Source organism: Opitutaceae bacterium (assembly GCA_041395105.1).
Classification (GTDB): Bacteria; Verrucomicrobiota; Verrucomicrobiia; order Opitutales; family Opitutaceae; genus B12-G4.
In genome coordinates this window covers 372,823-392,542 of record JAWLBB010000002.1, presented here as the reverse complement: position 1 = coordinate 392,542, position 19,720 = coordinate 372,823, and the positions used below count along the sequence as shown (strand labels likewise).

General features: G+C 61.5%; 15 protein-coding genes. 9 read left to right on the top strand and 6 right to left on the bottom strand.

What is annotated here, in order from left to right:
- Window positions 1-11: 11 nt before the first annotated feature.
- Window positions 12-917, bottom strand: a complete 906-nt coding sequence (locus R3F07_08465) for a polyprenyl synthetase family protein (protein ID MEZ5276397.1) — start codon at window positions 915-917, stop codon at window positions 12-14.
- Window positions 918-989: 72 nt separating this feature from the next.
- On the opposite strand from R3F07_08465, the gene R3F07_08460 reads away from it, so the two are divergent.
- Genes R3F07_08460 through R3F07_08450 form a run of 3 tightly spaced genes read left to right on the top strand, consistent with a single transcriptional unit; the run spans window position 990 to window position 2,645 of the window.
- Window positions 990-1,601: a DUF4013 domain-containing protein gene (locus R3F07_08460; protein ID MEZ5276396.1), complete on the top strand. Its 612-nt coding sequence runs from the start codon at window positions 990-992 to the stop codon at window positions 1,599-1,601.
- A 42-nt stretch (window positions 1,602-1,643) separates the two neighbouring features.
- Window positions 1,644-1,958: a zinc ribbon domain-containing protein gene (locus R3F07_08455; GenBank protein ID MEZ5276395.1), complete on the top strand. Its 315-nt coding sequence runs from the start codon at window positions 1,644-1,646 to the stop codon at window positions 1,956-1,958.
- A 9-nt stretch (window positions 1,959-1,967) separates the two neighbouring features.
- Window positions 1,968-2,645: a hypothetical protein gene (locus R3F07_08450; protein ID MEZ5276394.1), complete on the top strand. Its 678-nt coding sequence runs from the start codon at window positions 1,968-1,970 to the stop codon at window positions 2,643-2,645.
- Window positions 2,646-2,715: 70 nt separating this feature from the next.
- Here the strand turns inward: R3F07_08450 and R3F07_08445 are convergent, their stop codons facing one another.
- A complete protein-coding gene (locus R3F07_08445) occupies window positions 2,716-3,915 on the bottom strand; it encodes an AAA family ATPase (GenBank protein ID MEZ5276393.1) in 1,200 nt (399 codons plus the stop codon).
- A 22-nt stretch (window positions 3,916-3,937) separates the two neighbouring features.
- A complete protein-coding gene (locus R3F07_08440; GenBank protein ID MEZ5276392.1) occupies window positions 3,938-4,966 on the bottom strand; it encodes a phosphate acetyltransferase in 1,029 nt (342 codons plus the stop codon).
- 124 nt (window positions 4,967-5,090) lie between these two features.
- Here R3F07_08440 and murJ point away from each other — a divergent pair, with 124 nt between their 5' ends.
- The 3 genes from murJ (at window position 5,091) to R3F07_08425 (ending at window position 9,235) form a co-directional block, all read left to right on the top strand.
- The gene (gene murJ / locus R3F07_08435) at window positions 5,091-6,692 is read left to right on the top strand and encodes a murein biosynthesis integral membrane protein MurJ (GenBank protein MEZ5276391.1); all 1,602 of its coding nucleotides are present in this window, start codon (window positions 5,091-5,093) and stop codon (window positions 6,690-6,692) included.
- Between the two features lie 18 nt (window positions 6,693-6,710).
- Window positions 6,711-7,688: a bile acid:sodium symporter family protein gene (locus tag R3F07_08430; GenBank protein MEZ5276390.1), complete on the top strand. Its 978-nt coding sequence runs from the start codon at window positions 6,711-6,713 to the stop codon at window positions 7,686-7,688.
- A 92-nt stretch (window positions 7,689-7,780) separates the two neighbouring features.
- On the top strand, window positions 7,781-9,235 hold the full coding sequence (locus R3F07_08425; protein ID MEZ5276389.1) for an FAD-linked oxidase C-terminal domain-containing protein: 1,455 nt from the start codon (window positions 7,781-7,783) through the stop codon (window positions 9,233-9,235).
- Between the two features lie 7 nt (window positions 9,236-9,242).
- Here R3F07_08425 and rmuC read toward each other — a convergent pair whose 3' ends face one another.
- From rmuC to R3F07_08410, 3 genes are all read right to left on the bottom strand, one after another.
- Window positions 9,243-10,709: a DNA recombination protein RmuC gene (gene rmuC / locus R3F07_08420; protein ID MEZ5276388.1), complete on the bottom strand. Its 1,467-nt coding sequence runs from the start codon at window positions 10,707-10,709 to the stop codon at window positions 9,243-9,245.
- A 16-nt stretch (window positions 10,710-10,725) separates the two neighbouring features.
- Window positions 10,726-12,003 carry a response regulator gene (locus R3F07_08415; protein MEZ5276387.1) on the bottom strand — a complete coding sequence of 426 codons (1,278 nt, stop codon included), beginning with the start codon at window positions 12,001-12,003 and terminating at the stop codon, window positions 10,726-10,728.
- Window positions 12,004-12,214: 211 nt separating this feature from the next.
- Complete coding sequence (locus R3F07_08410; protein ID MEZ5276386.1) at window positions 12,215-14,209, bottom strand: ATP-binding protein; 1,995 nt, start codon at window positions 14,207-14,209, stop codon at window positions 12,215-12,217.
- Between the two features lie 265 nt (window positions 14,210-14,474).
- Here R3F07_08410 and R3F07_08405 point away from each other — a divergent pair, with 265 nt between their 5' ends.
- Genes R3F07_08405 through R3F07_08395 form a run of 3 tightly spaced genes read left to right on the top strand, consistent with a single transcriptional unit; the run spans window position 14,475 to window position 19,716 of the window.
- Window positions 14,475-16,166 carry a methyltransferase domain-containing protein gene (locus R3F07_08405; protein ID MEZ5276385.1) on the top strand — a complete coding sequence of 564 codons (1,692 nt, stop codon included), beginning with the start codon at window positions 14,475-14,477 and terminating at the stop codon, window positions 16,164-16,166.
- Complete coding sequence (locus R3F07_08400) at window positions 16,163-18,274, top strand: ATP-binding protein (GenBank protein ID MEZ5276384.1); 2,112 nt, start codon at window positions 16,163-16,165, stop codon at window positions 18,272-18,274. The genes R3F07_08405 and R3F07_08400 overlap by 4 nt, the downstream gene beginning before the upstream one ends.
- Window positions 18,271-19,716 (top strand): hypothetical protein, encoded by a 1,446-nt coding sequence (locus R3F07_08395; GenBank protein ID MEZ5276383.1) that lies wholly within the window; start codon window positions 18,271-18,273, stop codon window positions 19,714-19,716. Before R3F07_08400 ends, R3F07_08395 begins: the two co-directional genes overlap by 4 nt.
- Window positions 19,717-19,720 lie beyond the last annotated feature (4 nt).

Genomic DNA, 19,720 nt, shown 5'->3' with positions numbered 1-19,720 from the left:
GGCGGGCCGGCTCAGTGGATCCGGTTCTCCATCATGCGGACCAGGTCTTCCAGGAACGCGGATGGTCCGCCGAGTTCCCGGCACTGTTCGAGCGCTGAGGCTGTCTCGGACCGGGCCGCTTTGCGCGCCTCTTCGAGACCGTGGAGCGATACGTAGGTCGACTTCCCGGCCGTCTGGTCACTCCCGGCTTCCTTTCCCAGGGTTTCCGAGGTGCCGGTCGCATCGAGAACATCGTCGATGATCTGAAAGGCGAGCCCGAGGTGGCGCCCCAGGGCAGAGGCGGTCTCCCGGCTCCCGGCGGGAGCCTGGGCGACGATCGCGCCCATCGCGGCCGCCGCGCTCATCAGGGCGGCGGTCTTGTTCAGGTGAATGGAATCGAGCTGCTCCGCATTGATCTCGGTTTTCTCGGCAAGAAGATCGTCCATCTGTCCGCCGATCAGTCGCTCGCTGCCGGCGGCCGTGCCAAGGCAGTCGATCAGCTGAACCGCCACTTCGGGCGTCGTGCGGTAGGCGCGGGCCAACAAGGCGAAAGCGTGGGTCAGGAGGGCATCTCCCGCCAGGATGGCGGTGGCCTCATCGAATTGCCGGTGGCACGAAGGGCGGCCGCGCCGGAGATCGCCGTCGTCCATCGCCGGCAGGTCGTCGTGGATCAGAGAATAGGTGTGCAGGCACTCAAGGGCAACGGCTGCAGGCAGGGGATCGAGCCGGCCGGCGAGGGCCTGGTGAACCCCGAGGAGAAGTACCGGCCGGAGTCGCTTGCCTCCGGCCTCCATCGAGTAGCGCATGGCTTCGTGCAGACGACCCGGTGGGGTGGTGGTGGCGGGCAGATACCGGTCAATGCCGACCTCAACCTGTCTTCCGAACTCGGAGAATTTTGCTTTGAAGTCGCTGTCGACCGCCGTAGGCTGTTCACTCATGAGGGCGATTTGATTAATTGAAGGATCAAGAACCCGGAAGGATCAAGCGACCCCATAGCCATTTCTCTCTCAATGCCCACACTGGATCAAGTTTCGAAGCGCGTGTTTTCGGATTCGAGCTGTCTCGTGAAGTGCCTGATCGGAGGCCTTCTGTGTATGGTGCCGGTCGCGAATCTCTGGGCTCTGGGCGTCTTCTACCGGATGGCTGACCAGGGAAGACGCGGTGAACCGGTCAGTCTGCCGCAATGGGAAGACTGGGGGCGGCTCTTCATGGACGGCCTCCAATTCCTTCTCATTGCCCTGGTTTTCGGATTCTGTCCGATTTTTGTCGGCTGGCTGCTTTCGCTTCCACTGATCCCCTTTCTGGGGCCATTGGCCCGTCTTTTGCTCATTCCCGGGCTGATCCTGGCCGCGCCCCTGACCCTGGCGGGCGTTTACGCCTACCAGCGGAAGGAGGATTTTCGCGAGGCCTTCAATCTCGGTCCGCTTCTTCGGCTCTTGCAACTCTCCGCTCCGGGCCTGGCCGTCCCGACGCTGGCTTTCCTTGGGGCGTTGGCCATCGGGTGGGTCTCGCTCGCCCTGATGCCGTTTGCTTTTTTCATTGCGGGCGCGATCGTCTCGTATTTCTACGGTGCTGTTTACCGCGCCGTCGAGATCGAGGCTCGGCGGGTGCGCCGTGAATAGAACGGCGATCTCTGCGGTAGTCCGCACCGTTATCCATCAACCATGCCCACATACGAATACGCCTGTCGCTTGTGCGACCACCAGTTTGAGGTCTTTCAGTCGATCAAAGCGGACCCGCTTTCCCAGTGTCCTTCCTGTGGGGAGGAGGGTCTGCGCCGTCTGATCGGTCTGGGTGCCGGAATCATCTTCAAAGGGAGCGGTTTCTATGAGACCGACTACAAAAGAGAAAGCTCGAAGGCTCCGGTGGGCGAATCAGGAGCCGGTTCCACCTCGGGCGAAACGACCACCCCGGCGAAATCCGAGCCGAGTAAGCCTTCGACCGAGTCCTCAAGTTCTGCCGGCAAATCCGATACATAGTGTCGGATTATGGTACGCAAACGGAAAGGACCGGAAACATTCTCTTCATTCATCGCCGGGGCATTTGGAATCCTCCTCGGGGGGGCTTTTGGTGTCCTGATTGCGGCGGTTTACCTCGTTTTCAAACCGGTCGAGGAGGTCAAACGACTCCCGGAGGAAGACGAGATGAAGCCGGTTGTCTACTATATCGAAGGACGCCGCAGCGGAATGGACGGAGCGGCTTGGGTCGGGAAACGCAACCAGCTGGTTTCCGAGAGCCCCGTCGAACTCACCCTCAACGAGCAGGAACTCAATCAATGGTCATCGGCTTCCTTCGGCAAGCGCCGGATGGAGCTCATGGTTGAATACGGTGACGCCAAGATTGAGCCGGGCATCCCTCTCTTCCGTATCGCGGACGATCGGGTCCAGATTGGTATGCCAGTCGAGATCAAGGGGATAGGCGAAAACCGCCGGATCATCCTTCAGGCCGCCGGGCAGTTTGCGCCGGATGGAGAATCCTCGATGAAATTCGCGCCCGAGACGGTCTATATCGGCTCTTGCCGGATACCGAATTTCCAGGGGTTTTCCTCAGTCGTGTTTGGAGGGTTCGTTTCCCTGATGGGGTCTCCGGACGATGTGAAAACGGCTTGGCCAACCCTTTCGGAAGCGAGGGTTGAAGGCGATTTGATCCACCTGCAGAGGTTGTAGGGGAAGCCCGGTTGGATTCTCTTCCGGTTTGAAGGGGCAGCGGTGAACCGCTGTCGGGACGTGACCGTGTTCAAAGGCGCTCCACCAGCCGGGTCAGATCGACGTTTTCGGTGATCATTCGTTTGATGACGGGAATCTTGTCGCTGTCCTGCGGCTGGGTCTTGACGGTCATTCGATTGATCCTTGAGGCGATGGTGTAGCTGTCGCCGTCAGCGGCGATGACTGGGATCGAGGTCTGCCCGAGCAGTTCCATCAGGCGGGGGTTGGGCATGATATCGCGGGTGAGCACGATGCCCGAGGCGACGCGATGGCCGGCCAGACCCGAGCAGGCGATGGCGGCCAGGATGATATCGTCGCGATCCCCCGGGGTGATCAGAAGAACACCCGGCCTGAGGGAATCGATGATACTCTCCGCAGTCATGGCTCCCACGATGACCCGAAGGATGCGCTGGTCCTGGCCGCAATTCTTCGCGTTGATCCAGCGGCCGTCGATCGCCTTGGCGATCTCGGAGAGATTGGGAGCGGTCAGCACCTGCTGATTGGGCAGGACACCAAGCAGGTCGATGCCGAGCCGCTTCAGGCCCCGGCCGGTGACCTCGGAGATCATCTCCAGCTTCTCCGGGTGGACTTTGTTCAGCACGGCCCCGATGACTTCGACTCCTTCATGGTCAAAGAGTGCCTTGTTCAGCGCGATCTCATCGACTGGCCGGCCGATCCCCCCCTGGGCCACGATGAGGACCTTGGCGTCAAGCAGGCGGGCAACCCTGGCATTGGACAGGTCGAAGACCGCACCGACGCCGGCGTGACCGGTTCCTTCAATCAGGGTGAAATCCTTTTCCCAGGAAACCCGGTCGAAAGCACGGCAGATCCGATCGACGAGTCCCGGTCGGACGCCTTCGGGGTCTTCGAGGAAGCGCCGGGTAAAGGTCGCGTCGACCGCGATCGGGCTCATGCTTTCGATGGGAACCCGGACATTGTAGGTCCGTTCAAGGAGGTAGGAATCCTCATCGACAATATGACCGTCCACATGGACGAAGCGCTGGCCTACGGGTTTGATGAAGCCGATCCGCGGGAAGCGGGTACCCATCGCCTCGAACAGGCCGAGACAGGTTGTCGTCTTGCCGTCGTTCATCCGGGTCGCCGCCACGTAGAGGCGCTTGGTCTCCACGTTGGTGGAGCGCGTAAGCAGCCCGGGTGACTCTCGGAATTCCTGTTTCGGCGTATCCTTTCCGGCTGGGGAGGGTCCGGGAGTGATTCCAGTAGACGCCATGGAAGTCATTTCCGGCCCAGACTCAATTTCCATAGAGCAGAACGCGGTCGATCGCTTGGCAACCAACGATGGCGGCGGCTCCCAGGATGTCGTGGGCGCTGGCACCCCGGCTGATCTCTGCGGCCGGTTTGGAAAGCCCGGTGAGAATCTGCCCGTAGGAGTTGGCGCCGGTCATGATCTGCACCAGTTTCGAAGCAGTGTTTCCGCTGTTCAGATCGGGAAAAATCAGGACGTTGGCCTGGCCGCCGACCGGCCCTTCGACCCCCTTGTTCAGGGCAGTGGCCGCGTCGAGGGCGGCGTCCACCTGGATCTCGCCCTCGATGGCGATCTCAAAACCGAGCACGCCGGCCTTGGCCCGGGCGAGGCGGGTGGCCTCGCGGATCCGTTCGACCGAGGGGTGGTTGGAGCTGCCCCGGGTGGAGAAACTGAGCATGGCCACCCGGGGGAGGGCATTGGTCAGGTGGTGGGCGAGGGTCGCGGTTGTCACGGCGATATCCGCCAGTTGTGTGGCGGTCGGCTCAGGCAGGACACCGCAGTCCCCGAGGAAGAGCACGCCGCCGATTCCGACACCCTTGCCCTCGAAATCGAGCACCAGAAGGGATGAGGCTGATTGGACCCCCGGCTGGCGGGGAATAATCTGAAAAAGCGGCCGCAGAGCGCTCGAGGCAGATCGCGTCGCCCCGGAAATCAGGGCCTCGACCCGATTCTCGGCCAGCATCATCGTCGCGTAGAAATTTGGATCGGCCATGATCTGCCGCGCCTCGTCCAGCTGGACGCCCTTGGCGCTGCGAAGGCTGAGGTACCTGGCGGTAAAGGCCTCAAAATCATCACTCCGGGTCGGCTCAAGCAGGCGAATTCCCGAGAGGTTGATGCTCAGGCGCGCGGCCGTCTGCTTGATGGCTGACCGGTCACCCAATAGGATGGGAACCCCCATCTGCCGGGATACAATCTGTCGGGCGGCCTGCATGATACGCGGGTCGCTTCCTTCCGGAAAAACGAAGCGTTTGGGATGTCGCTGGAGTTTTTCGACCAGTGATTCGATCAGGGGCATCGGCGGGCAGATTGAGTTCCCGCCCACCGGCCGTCAACGTCAGGTTACCGGGATTCGGGGGTCCGGCCTTGGGGGTCCGGGCCTTTGGGGGATTTCTTCGTGCTTGCTTCCCCGGGGTCCCGTGATGACAACTTTTTCAATGTCCAGCAGTCTCGAGCGAATCGGGCTCGTTTCGGTTTCCACCATCCTGTCCCGCGTTCTCGGCCTGATGCGAGATATGCTGACGACTGCGGTGTTTGGCGCCGGGATCCTGAATTCGGCCTTCATCACGGCGTTCACCCTGCCCAACCTTTTCCGGCGTCTGCTCGGCGAGGGCGCGCTGACCGCCGCCTTCATTCCGGTCTTCAGCGAGGCGTTGGAGGAGAAGGGAAGGCCGGGTGCGTTCGAACTGCTCAGCCAGGTGGTGACACGCCTCTTCGTGCTGACCGGCGGCCTGGCCGCCCTGGCCATGACGGCGGCCTGGGTGGTGAGTCGGTCGAGTGAGCTCTCGCAGCGCTGGTCGGTGGCGGCGGAGCTGACTGCGATCCTGTTTCCTTATCTTGTATTCATCTGCCTTGCGGCGGCCTTTGCCGCGGCTCTCAATGCACTGAATCGGTTCGTCATCCCGGCCCTGACTGCGGTTTGGCTTAATCTGTCGATTATCGTCCTTCTCGGGGGCATCGGGCTTGCCGTGACCGATGAACCTTCTGAACGCATCTACTGGCTCTGTGCCGGGGTGCTCTTCGGAGGATTCCTCCAATGTGTGATTCCCGGCTATTGCCTCTGGCGCCTGGGATGGCGCCCTTCCTGGCGGTTTACCAAGTCGGCAAGGGTGCAGGAGATCATCCGACTGATGGGGCCGGGATTGATCGGGGCATCGATCTTTCAGGTCAATATCCTGATTTCCCGTGGATTGGCTTTTTCCCTCAACGACTCCGCGGCGACGCTCCTTTATCTGGCCAATCGGCAGATGGAGGTGCCGCTGGGCATCTTCACCGTCGCCATCGCCACGGTTGTCTTTCCGGAGATCTCGCGTTTCGCCGCCCGGGGTGACCATCAAGCGATGCAGGCGGCCTTTCGGCGGGGAATGATCCTGACCCTGGCTCTGGCCATTCCCGCCTGCCTGGGCATCATCGTCCTGCGGGAACCGGTGATCCGCCTGCTGTTCGAGCGCGGCGCCTTTCTCTCTTCGGATACCGCGGCGATGATGCCCATCATCGTCGTATTCGGGCTCGGTCTGCCGTTCTATTCCTACGTCATCCTGCTGACCCGTGCCTTCAACGCGTTCAAGGACATGGCGACACCGGTGCGGATGGCGGGGGTCGGTTTCGTCCTCAACCTGATCCTAAGTCTGCTCCTGATGCACCGCTTCAGTACCCTCGGCCTCGCCCTGGCCAGCAATTGCGCCATCGTGGTCCAGACGGTCCTTCTGCAGATCATGATGAGTCGCCATCGCCCCGGTTTCGGTTTCCGCCCACTGATCCGTATCGTCCTGCGGCAGGTCCTTGCCGGCGCGGTCATGGCTGCGGTCCTCTGGTCGTGCCTGCTCGGGCTGGAAAAAAACCTGGGCACGATGGCGGCCGATCTTCTGTCGCTTCTGCTGCTCATCCCGGCCGGTGCCGCAGTCTATGGCGGAGTCCTCTGGATGATTGGACGCGACGAACGCAAGGTGTTCGCGGTGTTTCTCAAGAGGCTGAAGTCGGGCCGCCGACGTCAACCGGACGTCGCCGATGGAATGGATTCCTGACCCGCCTCGGATTGTATCATGATTTCCTCGAATTGGATTCGCCGCAATTGGTTTCTCCTCGGCCTGGTCCTTGCCGTGTTGCTCGCCTGGGTCTTCCCGAACGGCGGTTCCGGAGGCGGCGGGCTGCCGATCGGGGGGTTGGTCAATGGCGGAGTCATCCTGATCTTCCTCCTGCAGGGATTGACACTTGCCTCCGAGCAGGTCTGGCAGGGCCTGGTGCGCTGGCGGCTGCACCTGCTTATCCAGATCTTCATCTTCGGGATCACCCCCCTTGTCGCGATCGGCTTGACCGTGGCCGCCGGCCGTCTTCTCCCGCCCGATCTTGCCATCGGATTCGTTTTCCTGGGAGCCCTGCCCACCACCATCTCGTCCGCCCTGGTTTTCACCACCCTGGCCGGCGGGAATGTGACCCTCGCCCTTGTCAATACGACCCTTTCAAACCTGGGGGGAATCCTCCTGACCCCGCTTTGGGTGTCCGCTTTCGCTCAGGTGCAGGGAACTCATTTCTCCCTCGGTCCGGTCATTCTGAAGATCGCCCTGCTCATCCTGCTTCCCCTGTGCCTCGGGCAGATCCTTCGGCGGCGGCTTCACCAGTGGGCGGACCGGCGCAGGAAGCAGTTCGGGACGGTGAGCAGCCTGATCGTGCTCTTCATCGTCTACACTTCCTTCTGCGAGTCCGTTGTATCCGGATTTTGGGGTCAAACCGGCGCCGGGGTCACGCTTGGCGCGACCGGGCTGGTTGTCCTGTATTTCGCGTGCGTCATGATCCTGGTGCTGGGTGCGGTGCGTTTTTTCGGGGTGCCGATTCCGGATTCCCCCGCGGTTGTCTTCTGTGGTTCCCACAAAACCCTCGCGGCGGGCGTCCCCATGGCCAAGCTCATCTTCGCCGCTCATCCGGGACTCGGCCTGATTCTCCTGCCCATCATGCTTTACCACCCTCTGCAATTGATCGTGGGGGGGGTGCTGATCGGACGCTTTCAGCGGATGCGGGGATGAGGAACCGGGAAGCCGGTGGTTTCCGGAGGTGGAAACGAATCCGATTGAGGAATTGATTTCCCAAGGGGACGGATTTTGCTCCAATGGAGTTCATGAGCCCACGCAATGCCAGCGGGTCGACCGCCAAGGAAAGGTCCCGACGCCTTCGGCGGGCGGTCGGTCCGGCCGCGCGTTTTGACGACGAAGCCTGTTTCGCCGCGTCCTTCGACGGGAGCAAGCTGTCCTTTGTCCCGGAAGCGGTCATCGTGCCAAGGGACCGGGATGACGTCGGACGGGTGCTTCGACTGGCCAACCGGATGAAAGTGCCGGTCACGGTGCGGGGTGGGGGCTCGAGCCTGACCGGTTCGGCCTCGCCGCTTCGCGGGGGCTGGGTCATCGACCTGTCCGGCTGGAGAACGACCCGGCTGGATGCCGAGCAGGGCCTCATCGACGTGGATCCGGGCGTGCGGATCGCGGATATCCAGACCGAAGTCGAGGCCGCCGGCTGGTTCTATCCGCCCGATCCCTCATCCAAGGCTTATGCGACCATCGGTGGCACCATCGCCTGCAACGCGGGGGGCATGCGTGGCGCCAAGTACGGCGTGACCCGTGATTTCGTTCTCTCCCTGCGCGGCTTTCTCCCGACCGGCGACTATGTCGAGTGGGGCGGCCACTACCGGAAGTTCGCTTGTGGTTACAATCTGAGGGATCTCTGGATCGGCAGTGAAGGAACCCTCGGGGTGGTCACCGGGGCGATCCTCAGACTCCTGCCCAAGCCGGACCGGCGCTGGACCGTTCTGGTCGCCTTTCCGGATGAAGGCGCGGCCCTCGGGGCGGTCCGCCGTCTGCTCGCCACCCGGATCTTTCCGTCGATCGTGGAGTTCCTCGACCGGCGCAGCGTGCTCTGTGCCGAGCGGGCCACCGACTCGGTCTTTTTCAAGGACCATCCCGGCCGGCCGGTCCTCCTCGTCGAACTGGACGGATCCGCCCGGGACCTTGTCGCGGGCCGCAAGGTCGTCAACAACTGGATACGGGAGTTCGGCCTCGCATCAAGGGAGGCGCGAACGGAACGGGCGGCCGAGGCGCTCTGGCAGGTGCGGCGGAAATGTTCCGGAGCGATGTTTGAACTGGGAAACACCAAATTGAACGAAGACGTGGTGGTGCCCCTGGCCCGGCAGGTGGAGTTTTATGCGTTCCTCGAGGAACTGCAGACCGATTCGGGCCTCGAGGCACCGACCTTCGGCCACGCGGCCGATGGCAATTTCCACGTCAACATCATGTATGATCGCGACGATTACCGCCAGAGCCGGGAGGCCCGCAAGGCGGTCCGTCGGCTGATGGAAAAGGTGGTGGAACTCGGCGGGACGATCACGGGGGAGCACGGTATCGGACTGGCCAAGACTCCGTTTCTGAAGTTGGCCAGGAATCGGGCCGAGATCGCGGCGATGAAGGCGGTCAAGGACGCCCTGGATCCCAACGGGATCCTCAACCCGGGCAAGATCTTCGAGCCCTTCGAGATCTGGAAGCACCGGCCGATCCAGGTGAAGTTGCCCTGGGATCACCGATAGTCCGTCGTCAGTCGTCCGATTCCGGGTCGACCGGGTCGCGGTCGTCCGGCATCAGTTCATCGTCGGACGGATTGTCGTTCAATTCGTCGGATTGGATGATGCGGGGCACCTGGTCGATCGCCGAGATGACCGGGATGGCCTCGTTAGATCCGCTGCCCAGTTCCTGGAAGCGGCGGGCGGAGACGAGGACCCGGGACTCGAGGGTGCGGACCGCCTTGTTGTAGGAACTGACCGATCGGTCCAGCGACTTGCGAAGATCGTCAAAGTGGGCGGCCAGAACGCGAATCCGGTCGTAGAGTTCGCGGCCCAGGTTGCTGATTTCCTGGGCATTGCGGGCAAGCTGTTCCTGCCTCCAGCCGTAGGCGACGGCACGCAGCAGGGCGATCAGGGTGGTCGGGGTGGCGAGAATGACCTTCTGGTCGACACCCGATTCGATGAGGCTCGGATCAACGCTCAGGGCGGCGCTGAAGAAGGATTCGCCGGGAAGAAAGAGGACGACGAATTCGGGGGCAGGCTGGAACTGGTCCCAGTAGGACTTGGCCCCGAGTTTGCCGATATGCACTTTGACCTGGCGGGCGTGGTCGATGAGAAATCCGGACCTCACGGCTTCATCGGCTGATTCGGTGGCATTGAGGTAAGCCTGGAGGGGGGCTTTGGAATCGACCACAATCTGTTTGCCGCCGGGCAGGCGGACGATGAGATCCGGGCGCAACCGGCCACTCTCCGTGTCGACCGAGTCCTGCTGGGTGAAGTCGCAGTATTCGACCATTCCAGCCATCTCCACCACGCGCTTGAGCTGGATCTCACCCCAGCGGCCTCCGATGGCGGGAGCGCGCAGGGCCCGAACCAGGTTGCCCGTCTGGGCTTCGAGCTGGCCCTGGGTGGTCAGGAGACTCCTGATCTGCTCGCTGAGTCCGGCATAGGCCCCGGCCCGGATTTTTTCGAGGTCCTGAATGCGGGTGTCGACCTTGTTGAGGGATTCCTTGAGAGGCTGAATGACCTGGCTGATCGCCTTTTCCCGGGCCTCGAGGCTGCCGGCGGCACCTTCCTGCAGCTTGCTGAAGGAGGTCTGGGCCAGATCGAGGAAGGTCTTGTTGTTCTCGCGCAGCGCATCGGCAGAGAGGGCTTTGAACCTCTCAATGAGCTTTTCCTGGGCATCCTGAACGGCCGCGAGTTTCTCGGTGGCGTTCTTGCGTTCGCTGTCGAGAGTCGTTTGCAGCCGGGCGATCTCCTGCTCGAGATGACCCGATCGTTCCCGCAGGCGGGTATTCTCGGAGATCAGGGCGGCGCGTTCCCGGTCGGCATCTTCCAGCCGGGATTCGAGGTTCCTGGCTTTCTCGTCAGTCGTCGCCTGTTGACCGTCCCGGACGGAAAGCGCTTTCTGATGGGCCAGGCGGGTGGCGAGCCAGACGGTGAGACCCGAGATGAAGACCCCCGCGAGGAATGCCAATAGGAGTGGAACCGGATCCGCCATGGCGAGGGTCCGTGGGTCAGGACTCCGGATTCGAGGCGGGGAAGAAGAGCTTGAAGCAGGTGCCTTCACCCGGGCGGCTCTGAAGCCAGACCATTCCCCGGGCGTTTTTCATCAATCGGGCCACGATGGACAGGCCCAGGCCGGTGCCGCCCTGACTGCCCTTGGTGGTGAAGTAGGGTTCGAAGATACGGGCAAAGCGGTCGCTCGGTATGCCGTCGCCCTGATCGGTCAGGGTGATGCAGAGAACCGGGGCCTGATTCAGGAAATGCTCCGGATTGAGCAGATGGGTATCCGGACCATCGGGCAGACTTGCGAGGTCGATCGGTTCGTCATGGCGGGTGGCGGACACCTCGACCGTCTGGGACTTCGGTGTGCTCTGAAAGGCATTGACCGACAGGTTGATCAGGACCTGGAGCAACTCGGTGCAGTTGACCGGTGTCTGCAGGTCGGATTCGAGCGATTTGACGACCAGTTTGCTCGAGTGGATCGCCGGGTGCGACTTGAGGAGTGAGATGAGATCCGAAAGGATCTGATTGACGGAGAGTGTCGTGCCTTCCTCGGAGGTGCGTTTGAGAAGCTTGAGGTAGCGGCTGGTGATGGCGCCGCAGGTGGAGACCTGCTTGGAGATGATATTGAGTTTTCCGCGGGCTTCCTCGAGGGCGGAGCCCGACACCACGGTGGAGCGGGAAAGCTGCATTTCGAGCATCTCGACGAAACCGGAAATGATCGTCAGGGGGTTGTTGATGTCGTGCAGGACGCCGGCGTAGATCTCGTTCGCGGTTCGGGCCATCTCTTCGCGCAGGTTGGCGTCCTGGAGTTCACTGGTCAGGGAATTGAAACGGTCGAAAGTCGCGGAGATATTGTCACTGATGTCGCGCAGACGGGCCGCCCTCTTGACGGATTCCCGGATGGTGGCGATATCAAAGGGTTTGTTGAGGTAATCACAGGCTCCGAGGCGGATCGCCTGCCGGGCGGTCTCGAGGGTTTCGTAGGCGGTCAGCATGATGACCTCGATGGACGGGGCGATCGCCTTGATCTGCCGGAGGACCTCGATCCCCGATTGCCCGGCCATCCGGATGTCGAGAATGGCGGCGTGGACGGGATGGGTCCTCACATACTCGATCGCCTTCTCCCCGGACTCGACGGTGTGGACATGGTAGTCGTTCTTGAACACCATCCGCAGGGACTGTCGGGGTCCTTCCTCGTCGTCGATGACGAGCAGGGTCTTCTTGAGTATCTCGGTATCCTCGGCGCCCGGCTTCTGAAGGGCGGAATCGAGTTCGGTAAGTGGCATGCGAAAGACTGCGGGTTGAGGTTGTTCGTCCTCAGAATCGTGGAAGACTTCGACTGGAAGGCTGAATGGAAGGGCCGTGTGAAGGGTTCCTTTACTATGGGATTAGGGGGTCTGACTTATAGTCTTCGGCGGGTGGCGGCAAGTGTGAATGTGCGGCCCGCCTCCGGGGATCGGATTCCTGCCGGTCGGACTGCCGTGGAAGATCCGTGAATCAGGAGTCGGCGTGGGGGAGGATGACCGCGACGTCGGCCTGATTTTCCCGGGAGCGGGGTTTGACGAGGAGCTCGCCATGGTGTTCGTCAACAATGCGATGGGCCACGGTCAGGCCGAGGCCGACCCCGGTGTTTCGGGTGGTGAAGAACGGCTCGATCGCGCGCTCGGCTGTCTCGCTGGTGAAGCCGACGCCGTTGTCGGAGAATTCGAGGGCAATCTTGCCCTCTACCCCGTTGCGCAGCCGGACCGTGACGGCGGGATCGTCGGTGTTGGCCTGGATGGCATTGACGAGGATCTCGCCGATCGCGTGCCGCAGGCTGTGGCGATCGCAGCGGACGACCGGGCTTTCGACTTCCGAGGTGACCTCAAGGGTGGGCCGGCCTCCGAATTGTCCGCGAATGCTTTGGAAGCTCTCATTGATCAGGCTCGGCAGATCAGTCACTTCGTCGAGTGTCAGGCTCGGCTGGGCGAGGAAGAGCATCTGGTCGGTGAAGCGCTGAATCCGTCCGGTTTCGGTTTCGAGAGCCGTCTTCAGCGACCGGCGGAAATCCTCGTTCGCGTATTCCTGATCGAGAAGCTGCTGGTGAGTGGTCAGGGGGACGAGGGAATTCCTGATTTCGTGGGCGAATCGCTTGGCGATGAGAGAGATGAGCTTGGTCTTGGAAGACTCGATATCGAAGCGCTTGGCCGATTCGATCTGGGTGAAGTCCTCCACCACGACCATGACCGACTGGGGCAGGCGATTGTCTCCGTTGCGAAAGGGGATGATCGAAGCGCGGAAGATGCTCTTGCTCTCGGGCCGGTCGGTGAAGAAAAAAGGCGACGGTTTGGCGCCCTTTTCGACGACATCGTAAATCGGAGTCGCCAGAGTCGGCTGAAGATCGGCGAATTCGAGGGTTTTTTGGGATTCCCGGTCTCCACGGACAAAGTGCATCATGGCGCGATTGGCATGGAGGATGTTCAGGTCCGGTCCCACCACCATGCTTCCACTGCTCATGGAAGCGAGGACATCGGAGAAGAGCTTGTGACTGGCTGAGAGCTGATGATGAAGCCAGCTGTTCTTGATCGCCAATCCGAGCTCTTCCATCAGGAGGAAGAGCAACTGCAGTTCCTCATCGGAGAAATCATTTCCCGTCACCCGATCGCCGAGAACGGCGACGCCGAGGGTGCGCTCACGGTCGGAGATCGGGATGGCGATGTGGCAGTCGAGGATCTCGAATTCGCGCTGGATCTTCGGGTTGAGACCGCCGAAGAACTGACCGTGCTCCGGGCCGGCCCGCAGGATATGGTTGCCCTTGGTCAGGCGCTCACCGATCCCCGCATTGCGCGAGAGTTCAAAGCAGTCGCGGATGTCGAGTGGAATGCCGACGGCGGAAATGCAGGGAAGTCGGTTGGCTTTCGGTCCCGCGGTCATCGAACTGGTCGGCGGCGGTTCCAGAAAGATGGCAATCCGGTTGACCCGGATGATCTCACGCAGCTTGAGCACGAAATGCTGGGTGAACAGTTTGTAGTCGAGTGAGTAGCCGAGGACCCTGGAAAAATCGCGGAGGACTTCCAGCGCTGCGCGGGAAAACCCGGTTTCGACGGGTCTGGCCACGATCTGGGAAGGCGTCGGTGCCGGGCGGGAGGTTTCGGCCAGTCGGGCGAGGCGGTCGAGAATCGAGGTGAAGTGAGTGGCGACGAGGGGATCGCAAAAGACGAAATCGACGCCCTTGCCCAGGGCGGACTCTTCCCACGCCTGGGGGCAGCGGGCAATGACCACTGCCAGCGGGATGCCGGGGCTCATGCGTTTGATCTGGGCGATCTCGTCGAGCGCGTTCCGGTCCGACTCCGAGACACAGAAGATGCTCAGGTCGAAGATATTCGCCTCAATGATCGTGCGGGCCTCGTCGACGGTTGATCGCGTCGAGGTCTTGTAACGATCCGCGGGGAGGAGCGCCCTTATCCGGTTTTCTGCCTCGCGGTCTTCAGCAATGAGGAGGACACTGATCACTAATGGTTCGAACGAATGGAAATAGGCTGGCCGGGCATCTGGCAAATGTCACGGCCAAGCTGTTGGAATTCGGATCTTGCAAGGGAATGAGTGGGGGGAGGGGACGGTAGCTCGACGACGGGTTTCCAAGAGACGGAACCCGCCACTATTCATAACGGTTTCACACCGGGTGTCTTTATCAAAAAGAAAATTGCCAAATGCTTGAATTTCAAATCTATGGCCGTTCGGTGGATTCAATATCCCGCGACTGCAATCGAGCCGGCTAATGAGCGGTATTCAAGTAAGTGATATCATAAGCGAACAGGTCTTCTACCCGAACAAGGACGGGAAGAAGATCGTTGCCTACGTGGATGCCCGTTCCGGCGATGAGGACGCTCCGTTTGTCGTCATCATGCCGAAGTACGGCGAGTCGAAGAAAAACAATCTTCCGCTGGCTTATTACCTGGCGGCCAATCGCTTCCGTGTGATCCGTTTCGATTTCACGAGCCATTTCGGCGAGTCCGATGGCGCGATGCTCGATTTCACCCTGGGCGAAGGAGTGGAGAATGTCACCGCCACCCTGGACTTTCTGGAACGCACCTACGGCTGCGAGGAGGTGACCCTTCTGGCCAACAGTCTTTCATCCCTGATGGCGGTTCGGGCCGCCCGGGAGGACCGGCGGGTCCGGCATCTCGTGGGAGTGGTCGGAGTGGTTGATTTGACCTATACCCTGTTCCGGGTCTATCAGGAAGACCTGGTGGCCGCGCATATCGGCGGGAAGCGGTTCGGAGTCCTCGATATCCTCGGGCACGAGGTCAATATGGACCGGTTCTTCGATGAAGCGGTCGAGGGGCAGTACCATCGACTGGACGACATGGCCCGGGACATTTCCCTGATCGATGCCCCGATTTCATGGTTCCCTGCCTCCCATGATTCCTGGGTGCGGATGGAGGACGTCCAGGCGATTGCGCGCTGCAACGATCAGATGCGACTCTATCCGATTGAAGGGGCCATGCACGAGGTCCGGGAAAACCAGGAGACAGCCGAGCGAAGCCTGCGCATGGTGGTCGGTGTCTGTCAGGCCCAGTTTTGTGCGGAGGGTGGCCGGGCCGCAGAGGTGCGGATTCCCGACAAGCGCGCCCTCTTCGCCCAGAATCGCATTGAGCGTGATCGATTGAAGAAGATTCAGATCTTCAACGGCTCGGAGACGGATTTCTGGGGCGAGTATCTCGGCAAATACCGGGTGATGGAGAAGATCGACGAATTCCAGCACTATCTCGACCTGGTGGGTGACCTGATCGGAAAAATCGAGGATGAGGATATTCTGCTCGATGCCGGGTGCGGGAACGGTCTGTTCGGCGTCTGGGTTCTGCGTGAGTTGATTCAGCGCAGGGTCTTTCCGTCCGGAAAGCGGCCGATTTATCTGGGCATCGAGTTGACTGCCGCCGGATTGAGTGAGGCGATCGACAAGCACCGGACCGCCCATCAGCTGCTCACGCCACCCGGATCTGTGAGCGCCACCCGGATCGACCGGATCTATGCGCGGGGAGACCTCGAGGAGTTCGGGGACGGTCGCAAGACCTGGGGTCGGATTCTCCAGTTTGCCGATAATTGCTTCGACAAGATTGTCTGCAGTCTCGTTCTGTCCTACCTGGAAGATCCGGAGCGCCTGCTTCAACACTTTTACCGTGTGCTTCAGCCGGGAGGCCGTATTGTCGTGTCGAGCATGAAACCCTTCTGCGATCTCTCGGCCATCTATCGGGATTTCATCGAGCAGAAAGCCTCTCGTCCGGAGCTCGAGTCGGCGCGTGAACTCCTGCGCGCCGCGGGAGCGATCAAGGTCAAGGAGGAGCAGGGTTACTATGTGTTCTTCAGTTCGGAGCAATTGACCGCCATGCTCGAACGGGCGGGCTTCAACCGGGTGCAGTGCTTTACCTCCCTGGGGAATCAGGCCAACGTGGTCGCAGGTATCAAGTGATCGTCTACTGCATTGTCACCGCATTTCTGAACGTGCTCTCGAGCGTCGTTCTTGGGCTCGCAGTCCTGCTTCGGGATCCGCGGCGACGGCAGAACCAGCTCTTTTCGTGGTTCACGGCCAGTTTTGCCCTCTGGTCGTTGTTCTACCTGCTCTGGCAGTTCTCCGCCAGCGCGGAGGAAGCCCTGCTGTATTCCCGTCTCCTGCTCGGGTGTTCGACCTTCATCCCGATCTCCTATTACCACTTTGTCACCCGGTTGGCGGGGCGGGTCAACCGGTATGAGATCCAGATCGGTTACGTCATCGCGGTGGTCATAGCCGCCTTTACGCCGACGCCCTACCTGGTCTCTCACGTGGAACCGGAGCTGATGTTCCCCTATTGGCCGAAAGGCGGGCCGGTTTTTGTCCCCTACAGCTTACTCTTCAGTTACTATACGGTTCGTGCCTGGATGGTTCTGCTCTCGGCCTTTCGCCGCTCCAGCCATGCCAGACGCAACCAGCTCTTTTATGTCTGCTTCTGCACGATCGTCGGTTGGATCGGAGGATTGACCAATTTCCTGCTCTGGTTCGATGTCCCCATCCCCCCGGTCGGCAATGGTCTCGCCCTCGTCTACATTGTCGGGGTGGGGTATGCGATGATCCGCTTCCGGCTGGTTGAGATCAACCTCCTGGTGGTGCGGCTGATCAGCTATGGTCTGGTCGTTGTGGCGTTGACACCGGTCATGCCGCTGGCCCTCTGGACGGCCCATTGGCTGACCGGCTGGAGCGTCCTTCCGAAGCCGGCCTATTTTGTGGTTTCGCTACTGACCACCGGCTGTATCTTCGTGGCCTCCTACCTTCTCAAGATCCGGGTGGACCGGCTTCTTGAGGGCACGCTTCTGCGGGAGGAGTTCCGCGGCCGCAGCCGGTTGCGCCACCTGGCCCAGCAGATCGCCTCGATCAGCGACGAGGAGAAGATGTTCGAGGAGGTGGTGGAGTCCGTGCGAACCACCCTTGATACCGGCGGCGCCGCCATTGCGGTCCGCGGCGAACTTGAGGCGGAGATCACACCGGTGGTCTCGAGCGGCTTTCCGGCCGGATTCCGTGAACTTTTCCGGCTCGATCCCGATGATCCGATTGTCCGGCTGGTGCAACGCTCCCGCAAGGCGGTCCTGCTCGAGGAGATCGAGATGGAGTCGGACTCACTTTATTCCCATCGCGCCCGGGCCCTGCGGATGGAGCACGGCGTCGCCGCGATCGTCCCGATTCATGCCGACACAATTTTCTTCGGAGTGCTCATCCTTCGGCCCCGGGCCCGGCATCGTCTCTTTTCCGGAGCCGATCTCTCCCTGCTCGAAGCCATCTGTCTCCAGATTGGACTCAACGTCCGTTCCCGCCAGCTGGAGAGGCGGGCCAGCCAGGCCGAGAAATTGATTTCGCTCGGCACTCTCGCGGCCGGCCTGGCTCACGAGTTGCGCAACCCGCTGGTCTCCATCCAGACCTTTGCCGGCCTGCTCAAGGAGAACGGTGATGACAGGGAGTTTCAGCGCGAGTTCAGTGAGATCATGCAGCGCGATGTCGCGCGAATTGTCGGGATCGTCGAGAACATCTCTTCGTTCGCCACCCGGGATTCGGTCGAGTTTACCTACCTGCAGGTCGGCGAGGTGATCAAGGCGGCCTATGACATCACGAAGTCGGATTTCCGCGGAGCCGGCGTATCATTTGATTTTGAATACGTGACCATGCCGCCCGTCCACGGCAATTACAACCAGTTGCTCCAGGTGTTCATCAACCTCTTCCAAAACGGCGTTCAGGCGATCAACAACCGGGAAAACGGCAGGATCGAGGTGCGGCTGGAACACCGGACCCGTCAGGTTATCAATCCCTCCGTTGAGGTGACCATCCGGGACAATGGCGATGGAATCGACCTCGAGGTTCTGCCCCGGATTTTCGAGCCCTTTGTGACCACGAAATCAACGGGTGTCCGGAAGGGCCGGGGAGGCATGGGTCTGGGACTTGCGATCGTCAAGCGGATCGTGGACGGACACCATGGAGTGATCCGTGCGGCCAGCACTCTGGGGCAGGGAACGGAGTTCACCATATCGCTGCCGACCGATTCGACCGAGCGATGATCCAGCCATCAACCAAGAAACTGGAGCAGGCCCTCGCCGATGTGGACGGCATCACCCGGCGTCTGGCCGTCGTTCTGCGCGGCATTTCGGATTTCGGATCTTTTTTCGAAGCCCTCGAAGATTTCTTCGGCTGGGTCTCTTCGGAATCGGGCCGGACCATCCACTTCTCCCTGCCGGTTGGTTCGCCCGATCAGTCCGATCAGTCCTTCGCCACCCCGGAACTGACCTCGCCGGTGGAATCAACATCGGGGACGGGTGGCTTTATCCGGATCGCTCCACCCTCCTCCTCGCGGCCGTTCGGGCCCCAGGATCTGCACCTTCTCGGGGCGTTGACCGACTTTACCGCGGCGCTTCTCGAGGTCGCCGAAACGTTGCAGGCGGATCGACGGACGCTGATGCTTCTGCGTTTCGTCTACGACCAACTGCCCATCGGCATCCTCTGTTTCGATCAGGATGGTTCCCTGCTGCTGCGCAACGCGCAGGTCCCGAGGATTGACGGAACCGGCGGGTGGGGGAATCGGGAGGAAACCGTCAGTTCGCTGGAGGCGCACAGCGTCCGCAAATCCACGATTGACCCGGACCATCTCCAATACGTGCTGCCCTCCGGGTCCGGGCAGAATCTGGTCGATTTGCGGACGGTCGAACGGCCGGCGGGAGCCGGTTTTACCGTCGTGATCTTCGGTCCGATGACGGCCGACCGTGGCGCGCTGCGCGAGCACCTGGACCGCGAGGTCTATCGGTGCCGGTGGCTGGGGTTGCCCTTGACCCTGGTGGTCCTGCGGGCCGGCTCCGATCTGACCCCGCTGCTCGCCCGTCTGCCCGAATTGCGTGCGCAACTCGGCGAAGAGGCGATCTGCGATGTCCTCGACGCTTCCACCCTGGGGCTGATCGCTCCGCGCCAGGTGCCGAGGGAAGCCCTGAGCGCGACCCGTCGTGTCGCCGGTCTTGGCGGGTTGGCCCCGCTGACGCTGGGCTGGTCCCGCCTGGAAGGCGAAAGGGAGGAGCCGCAGGCGTTGATCGAGAGGGCGCTGGAGAGTCTGCGGCCGGCCGGCGACCTGCTGGGCCGCCGCCTGCTCGTCTTCGATCGTTATGCGGCGATCACCGACATGATAGAGATGGTGGTCAGGAACGAATTCCACATCGACAAGACGGCCGATGCGTCGGTCGCCGGACGGCTGCTCGAGAGCCTGCCTTACGACGGCTTGATTGCGGAGTGCGATCCGGAGGAAGGGGACATGGGTATTCAATTATTGGATACAGCAAGGCGGCTGCACCCCGGGATGACCACGATCGCGACGACGACCCGGATCGATCTGCGTGCCGGGGTGGACCCGGTCCCGAGATGGGCGCGGGTCCTGAACAAGCCGTTCACCCTTTCGGGCATGCGCGCTTCGCTCGGCGGGCTGCTCGACGAGCAACCCGACCGCCCTGGTGCGGTGTGAGGCG